Consider the following 7741-nt stretch of genomic DNA (forward strand, 5'->3'; position numbering starts at 1 on the left):
ATCTGCAGGACGGCGAGATCCCGGCCGGAGCCTTGCTCAAGCCGACCACTGCCTGAAGTCCCGAACAGCTTTCTTCCAACGCTGGCAAGGAATGCATCATGATGATCAAAGGTCGACGCGCCCGAAAGGTCGGCGGGTCACTGCGTAGTGACCGATCCAAAAGAAGGGGCGCGCCGGTAACCGGGGTTTGCCAGTGCGCATCTTCGCGCGCATGCAGCATGAGGTGCAGGGTGTCCACGCCCTGCACGGATAGAAGTTCGTCCGGGCACTGGCTCGAACGCTCGTCACGCCCCGACCTCGGATCAGGACGCTCATCCAATGCCACGCGACTTGCCTCATCCGCTCATCAATACACAAGGTGTTACGCAATGAAGCGATACGCTAATTGAAAAGGCTTGACAAACAAGTCCCCATAGAAGCCGACCTTGACACTTTTCTTCGCGAGCGACCGGTCCACCTTCGGAACTCGACCTTCGCCGCGGTCGACTAGGAGATCCAAGTTCGGCGACAGCGGTCAGATGCGGTGGCAACTGACGACCCGGACGAAATCGCCTGTGAACGGCTGCTTCCGCATCTTCCGAACTGGCGGTCGGGGCCCTGAACAGACGTCTGCCGTCCAGACCTCGAGGCCCGAAAGCAGCCCTTGGCACGACCGCGACGTCAGGCAACGGTTGGAACTTAGGGCAGCCCTGCGGCGGTCGCGGGTCTGACGATCCGATTGCCACTTCCTCGCAGGCGCGAATGCTTCGATGCGATTCGGGGCCGTTCAATTCGCGGTGATCCCCAATGTCTTCACCAGCGGTCCAAAGCGTGCTCGGTCTGCGGTCATCAGTTGATCCAGCACTGACGGCGCGCCGGGGGTGGCCGTAAGGCCGAAGTCGGCTAGTCGCTTCGTCACATCCGGCTGTGCCAGCGCCTTGTTGACTTCTGCGTTGAGCCTTTGCACGACGTCGGCCGGTGTAGACGCGGCGGTAAACACGCCGAACCACACTGCGATGTCGAGATCGGCGTGCGACTCCTTGAATTCCGGTAGGTTGGGGAACACTTCTTTCGCGGCCGGGCCGCTGGTTGCCAACGGGATCACATTGCCGGCCTTCACCTGTGGCATCGCCTCGGCCATGCTAACGATCACCGTATCGACGTCCCCTGCCATGAGGCCTTGCAATGCAAGTGACGTGCCCTTGTACGGAACGTGCGTCATTTGCAAGCCGAGGCGGCTTGCGACCAGTTCCATTGCCATGTGAGAAGGGTGGCCTGAACCGCCGCTGCCAAAGTTGATTGCCTTGGGTTTGGACTTTGCGAGCTGGGCGAAATCGGGGAACGTCTTTACCTTGAGCGCGGGGCTGACCAGCAGCACCAGGGTGGCCTTACCCAACAGCGCGACGGAACGGAAGTCCTTGGTCGGGTCGTAGGGCAACTTGGGGAAGACAAAGGGGTTTACCACCATCACCGCATCGGGCGCCACAAGGAGCGTGTGGCCGTCGCCCGGCGCCTTGGCGACATAGTCGGCGGCGATAGCCCCGCTGGCGCCCGCGCGATTATCCACGATGCTCGGMTGGCCCAGCGCTTCGCCAAGCTTCTGTGCCATGAGTCTGGCGATCACGTCACCGAGCGCCCCCGGGGGGCTACCAACAACAACCTTGATTGGACGCGAGGAAAGCTGTTGCGCCCATATCGGCAGGCTGGTCGATGCAGCGAATCCGGTTGCGAGCACATGCAGCAGGGCTGTGCGGCGGCTGGGACGGGTGTGGGAGCAGTCGGTCATGTTGTCTCTTTTGAATGTGCTGGTTGTGGTAGCTCAGCTGGGATCTTTCTTGCGGGTGCGTCGCGGTGGCGAGGCTCTTGAAGGACGACTGACAGAGGAGCCGGAAGCACCTTGATCCGCGTGCGCCGAAGGCGATGACGAAAGCAGGAGCATTGCTTTGGCCATTCGCATCCATGAGTCCATGAGGTGCTGGAACTCCTCATCCTCTCCCGCGATGAGCTGCCGGACGCCGAAGCCGCGCGCGATCGCGAAGGTCAGGCGAACCACGTCGTTGGCTTGGCGTTCAGGATGACCAGCCTCCACCAGTGCGTCCAGCCAGGCTTGCTCCACTGGCAGCCGATATGACTGTGCCAGGCGCTTCACATCGCTACCGAGCGTGGAGCCTGGGTCCACCATCATCAGGTCGAGCGAGAGCAGGAAGTCGTCGCCCAGGAAGAACTCGCGGCTGTCGGCCACCAACTGCTCCAACAACTGCTCAGGTGCATTGCGACCGGCTTCGATGCGGTTTATCGCGCGCTGTTGCGTTCTTCGATAGACCTCCTCTAGCGCCTGCAGCACCAGCATGTCCTTCGAAGGGAAGTGGTGCGTCTGCGCGCCTTTGGACACGCCCGCGTGCTCGGCCACCTCGGCGGTGCGAAAGCTTGCATATCGCTTCTTTTTCAGCAAATCGATGGCACCGTCGATCAGCTTGCGCTGGGTTGACTGGGTGCGTTCGGCCTGGGTACGGCGGGGGCGTGCGGGTGCGGGCGGCCTGGGCATGGCGTGTATCTCTATGGGTGGCTGGAAACCCGTAGTGTCATCTCACCAATGCCCTCGCAGGCCGCGCGGATCTCGTCGCCGGCCACCACTGGTCCCACACCCTCGGGCGTTCCAGTCAGGATCACATCGCCCGGGTATAGCGTGTAGAGACGCGAAGCGAGCTCGATCAGGTCCGGGATGTCGATGGTCATCGCGCCCGTCGAGCTGTGCTGGCGCCGTTCGCCGTTCACCCAGAGCGACATCGTCAGCGCGTGCGGATCGGCGATTTCGTCGGCAGTGACGAAACAGGGGCCGAGCACGGTATAGGTGTCGGGCGATTTGCGGAAACTGCGGTCCTCCGCGCCGCGCACTGTCATGTCCAGCCCAATGCAGTAGCCCGCGACGTGCGACATGGCATCGGCCCGCGAGATGGCATGGCCAGCCTTGCCGATCACTACACCCAGCTCCACCTCGTGGTCGGTACGCCGCTCGGGCAGGATGATCTTCACGCCCTCGGCAGGCCCGGCGATGGCCGAAGTGGCCTTGAGGAACAGGCCGTACTTTTCGGCCGGGCGCTCCACGCCCTCGAGTGCCTTGCGGTGCACACCTTGGTCCACGCCCTCGTCCTTGGTGTCCTGTTCCACGTGCAGGCGGTAGTTTGCCGGCGCGGCCATCACCTTGCTCGGGCTGGTGATCGGGCTGTGCAGGTGTACCTGCGAGAGTTTGTACGGGCGCGCACTGCGCGGCACGAGGCGCGCGGCGTCCATCAATGCGGTCAAGTGCGCGATCAGCGGGTCGCCAAGCGGCACTGGCCAGCGCAGCGGCGGCAACGCATCGAGCGCGGGCGTGATGTCGAACACCTCATCGCCCTCGATCAGGCCCAGGCGGTCATTGTCAAATCGGCAGAATTTCATGCGGCGCTTCTTTCGCAAATTTCTCGTTGCAGTTCACCATCCATCAGGCAGGCACGGCGGCGCGTGCGGCGGCCGGGTTCCAGAGCCAGTCGAAGCAGCGGTACAGGTCTTCCGTGGTGCGCTCCTGCAACTGCTGCGTTCGCACTTCGGCGTCGGCGCCACCGCAGTGGTAGGTATGCCAAAGGGCGCGTGACTCGAGTTGCACGCGCGCGGTGCGCACGAAACGCTGCCGCTCGAAGGCCGCGAAGGCGCGCACTGGGTTTTCGGGATCCTTCGCCATGAGCGCCGTCAGGGCGGATGCGTCTTCCAGGGCCATTCCCGCACCCTGCGCGAGCGACTGCAACGTGGCGTGGGCCGAGTCCCCCAGAAGCGTCACGCGGCCATCGGCCCAGCGCCGCAGTGGGTTGCGGTCGCCGATGGCCCATCGGCGCTCGAGATTGACCACGGAGATCACGTCGCGTACCTCCGACTGGGCGCTGGCGGCGGTGTCATCGATGTAGTTCCTATAGCCGTCGTTGTCGGTGGGCTCCAGGCCTGCGGGCACGCGGAACACGGCGACGATGTTCATCTCGGTGCGCTCACGCAGCGGGTAGTAGATGACGTGGAAACCGTCGCCTGTCCACATGGTGACGCCCGAGCGCTTTTGCAGGCTGACCGGCGCCTCGCGCATCGGCACGATAGTGCGGTGAGCGACGTACCCGGTGTCGCGCGAGGCATCTTCGGGGTGCATCTGCGCGCGCAGGCGCGAACGCAGGCCATCGGCTGCAACCAGGGCGCAGCCCTCAATGCTTTCGCCGGCCTCGGTCTGCACCTGCACGGCGTCGGCGGTCTGGGTGTAGCCGCTCACGGTGGTGGCCTGGTTCAGGTCCACGCTGGGCAGCTGGCGTACCGCCTTCAACAGGATCTCATGCAGATCCACACGGTGGATGGCGATGTAGGGTGCGGGGTAGCGGCGCTCGAAGGCCTCTCCCTTAAGCGGCACGCGCACCAGCTTCTCGCCGGTGTACGCGTCCAGCAACAGCAGGTCGTCGGGCAGATAAGAGGCTCGACGCACTTCGTCGCCCAGGCCGAAGCGCTCGAGCACGGGCAGCACATTGGGGCCGATCTGCACGCCATAGCCGATGGGCGCAATCTCGGCCGATTGTTCGAGTAGCCGCACGCTGCGGCCCTGCTGGCCCAGGCCAAGCGCGGTCGCCACGCCTCCCAGGCCGCCGCCGACGATGAGGACCGGTCGCGTCATTCGCAGGCCTCCAGTCCGTCATAGCCGCAGAACTTCATCAGGCCCTCGTCGGTGAGGGCCACGAGCACCGCATCTTCGCGCGCCGCGTGCGCCACGCGCACGCCCAGCGGGGCCACGAACACGTCGCCAAAGGCCCAGTGGAAATGCTCGTCACCAACGGCGCTGGTGCCGCTACCCCTGAGCACGACGTAGATGGCATTGGCGTTGCGCCGGTAGGCGCCGCCCTGCCAGCCCGCGGCCCACTGGTGAACCTTGATCGTGATTGTGGGCATCAAACTGGAGGTGACGTCCACGGTCTTGCCGAAGAAGGAGGCATCGAGACCGTCGGCGCTGGCCGCCGCAAGCCGACGCTCCATGTCGGCCCATTCGATGCGCATGGGCGAGTGGTCAACGCGCTCGGCGTTCTGCTCCCAGTGCTCGGGGTGGTCCTCCGCCTTCATGGGCTCCAGCAGGTGCACGAGCGGGAGGTCCAGGCAGTCGAACCAGAATGCCTGCGCATCGCCGTCGTGACCGTGGCCATGCCAGTGATTGCCGGGGGTTAGGACGATGTCACCCGTCTCCATCGGGTGCTGCTTGCCGTTGACCACCGAGTACGACCCGCGCGACTCGATGATCACGCGCAGAGCGTGTGACGAATGGCGATGCGAGCGTGCCTTCTCGCCTGGCAGGATCGACTGGTAGGCCCCCACGAGCGTGCGTGTGGTCGCGAAATCATTGCCTTCGATCGGGTTGCGCAGCACGAAGTTGCGCCGCTCAGCGAGGTCGGTGCCGATGACGCGGCCGGCCGCCAGCAGCGCCGGGCGAATCTCGGCGAAACGCCAATGCACCGGGACAAACTTAGAGAGAGGACTTCGCCACATCAGCGGCTGCTTGCGCGCGACCCAGCCAGGGGTGCAGTTCTGCGCATCAATGGCACGGATAAGTTCGTCCACGTTGCGGATCGCGTCGTAACGCGATGGGGGTGTTTCTAGGACTTCAGACATAGACGTGATTCCTGTGTGAACGAGGTCCGGATCAAGTGGAAATCAGTGCCTGGCCCATGCGCCGGTAGGCGTCCCGCGCGGCGAGGCGGCCGAAGATGCAGCCCTTGGCGAGCGACGATCCGCTCAGGTAGGAGGCGCCGTGCAGACCGCCCATGACCTCGCCTGTCGCGTAGAGGCCTGCGATCGGTTGATCGAACACGTCCAGCACGCGGGCACCCGCGTCGGTGCGCAGGCCGCAGTAGGTCGAGTTGAGACCGGTGGTGCAGGCGATGCCGTAGAACGGCGCCGCCGAGAGCGTCGGTACCGCGCCGTAGCCTGCCGTGAGGCAGTCACGGCCCATCTCGTCGCCACCCCGGCCTTCGGCCGCTGCGTTGTAGCGTGCCACGGTGACTTTCAGTGCCTCGGCCGGCAGGCCGAGTAGCCCGGCGAGTTCGTCCAGCGAGYCCGCGCGCTGGATCAGCCCGGCTTCGAGTGCCGAGTTGTAGTCGTCAACCGTGGGGAAGGGTGCGGACTGGTCCATGATGCGCTGGTCGAACACCTGCACGCCGATGCGGCCGGGCTGCTTCAGACATTCCTCGCCGATCAGCTTGTACGACAGCGATTCGTTCACGAAGCGATGGCCATCCGTGTTCACGACGATGCCGCCCTTGTACATGGTGTGCACCAGGTGCGGCGCGATCTTTTCCTTGCCTGCGAGCGGCGCCGTGGCGGGCGCCCCGAAGGTGCCTTTGGTGAAGCCCATGTCGACCAGGTCGGCGCCCAGCGCCCAGGCCATGCGCAGACCGTCCCCCGTATTGCCTTCGCCCCCCATGGGTTTGGCGTCGGCCAGATGCGGCGCGAAGCGGGCTACAAGCTCGCGCGAGCGCGAGAAACCGCCGGTCGCGATGATCACGCCACCCTGGGCCATCATGTGCTCGCCGTTCTCTAGTTCTACGCCGATGACCCGGCGCTCGGTGTCCTCGCCGCTGGTGAGCAACCGGCGCGCGCCCGCATTGGCGCGGAACTCGCCGCCTGCATCCAGCAGCGCCTGGTGCAACACACGCAACATGTGCTTCGGATCCAGGCTGTGCAGGCGTGGCATTGACTGGCCGCCGCTCAGCGTGACATTGTCAAAATCGAGGCCCAGAGACTCGAGCCAGCGGTAGGCGTCGTACTGGTGCTCGGCGTAGGCATGCACCACCTGCGGGTCGTTGGCATGGTGGCCGCAGGTGAGCAAATCCTGCTCGAGCAGTTCGGGCGTATCGGCGATGCCCTGCTCTTTCTGCACACGGGTACCGGCGAAGGCAAAAGCGCCGCCGCACATCGCGGTACTGCCTCCATATGCCGGCATCTTCTCAAGCAGCACCACTGAAGCACCAATGCGCGCGGCTTCGAGCGCTGCGCAGTGACCCGCCATGCCGGCGCCCACCACGACCACATCGTGATGCAAGGTAGCGTTCTTCATTGCGATTTCCTTGGTTCAGTCGAGCTGGACGCCGAGTTGCTTGATGACGGCGCCCCAGGATTTGATGTCGCCCCTGATTTGCGCGTCCATCTGCTCTGGTGACGCGACCAGCGGTGTGAGCGATTGGGCTGCGAGCAGTGCCGTCATCTCCTCGCCACGCAGCACCGTGTTGATCTCTTCGTTGAGCTTGCGCACGATTGCCGGTGGCAGACCGCCCGGGCCGACTACGCCCATCCAGATCATCGGGATGTCGACGCCGGTGATGCCCGCCTCGGTGAGTGTGGGAACGTCAGGCAGCGAGGCCACGCGGTTCTTGCCCAGAACGGCCAGTGGCGTTAGGCGACCGGCCTTGATGAAGGGCGCCGAGCCTCCGACATCGAACATGGCCGAATCCACGTCACCGGCAACCACCGATTGCGTCGCGGGCGCAGCGCCTGGAAACGGCACTTGCAGCACGTCGATGCCCACCTTCGATTTCAGCAGTTCGGTCGCCAGCGTGTAGGGCTGGGCAGAGCCCGTTGAGGCATATGAAAGCTTGCCGGGGTTGGCCTTGGCGCGGTCAATATAGCCTTTCATCGACGTGATGCCGGTCTTGGGGTTCACAAAGATCACGGTCTGGAATTCGGCCAGCAGAGAGATCGCCGTGTAGTCCTTGTT

8 protein-coding genes are annotated in these 7741 nt (G+C 64.5%); all 8 read right to left on the minus strand.

Going from position 1 to position 7741, the window contains the following annotated elements:
* On the minus strand, positions 1-238 hold a 238-nt coding region (locus tag AC1DY5_RS34100; RefSeq protein WP_478118713.1), incomplete at its 3' end, for a hypothetical protein.
* Between the two features lie 528 nt (positions 239-766).
* Positions 767-1765, minus strand: a complete 999-nt coding sequence (locus AC1DY5_RS34105; protein ID WP_478118714.1) for a Bug family tripartite tricarboxylate transporter substrate binding protein — start codon at positions 1763-1765, stop codon at positions 767-769.
* A 33-nt stretch (positions 1766-1798) separates the two neighbouring features.
* Positions 1799-2524: a TetR/AcrR family transcriptional regulator gene (locus AC1DY5_RS34110; RefSeq protein ID WP_478118716.1), complete on the minus strand. Its 726-nt coding sequence runs from the start codon at positions 2522-2524 to the stop codon at positions 1799-1801.
* 11 nt (positions 2525-2535) lie between these two features.
* Positions 2536-3417 (minus strand): fumarylacetoacetate hydrolase family protein, encoded by an 882-nt coding sequence (locus AC1DY5_RS34115; protein ID WP_478118718.1) that lies wholly within the window; start codon positions 3415-3417, stop codon positions 2536-2538.
* 43 nt (positions 3418-3460) lie between these two features.
* Positions 3461-4657 carry an FAD-dependent monooxygenase gene (locus tag AC1DY5_RS34120; protein ID WP_478118719.1) on the minus strand — a complete coding sequence of 399 codons (1197 nt, stop codon included), beginning with the start codon at positions 4655-4657 and terminating at the stop codon, positions 3461-3463.
* A complete protein-coding gene (locus AC1DY5_RS34125) occupies positions 4654-5640 on the minus strand; it encodes a cupin domain-containing protein (protein WP_478118721.1) in 987 nt (328 codons plus the stop codon). The genes AC1DY5_RS34120 and AC1DY5_RS34125 overlap by 4 nt, the downstream gene beginning before the upstream one ends.
* 31 nt (positions 5641-5671) lie before the next feature.
* Positions 5672-7084, minus strand: a complete 1413-nt coding sequence (locus tag AC1DY5_RS34130) for an FAD-dependent oxidoreductase (RefSeq protein ID WP_478118723.1) — start codon at positions 7082-7084, stop codon at positions 5672-5674.
* A 15-nt stretch (positions 7085-7099) separates the two neighbouring features.
* On the minus strand, positions 7100-7741 hold a 642-nt coding region (locus AC1DY5_RS34135; protein WP_478118725.1), incomplete at its 5' end, for a Bug family tripartite tricarboxylate transporter substrate binding protein.

The sequence above is a fragment of the Variovorax sp. P4_D9 genome (assembly GCF_056401695.1).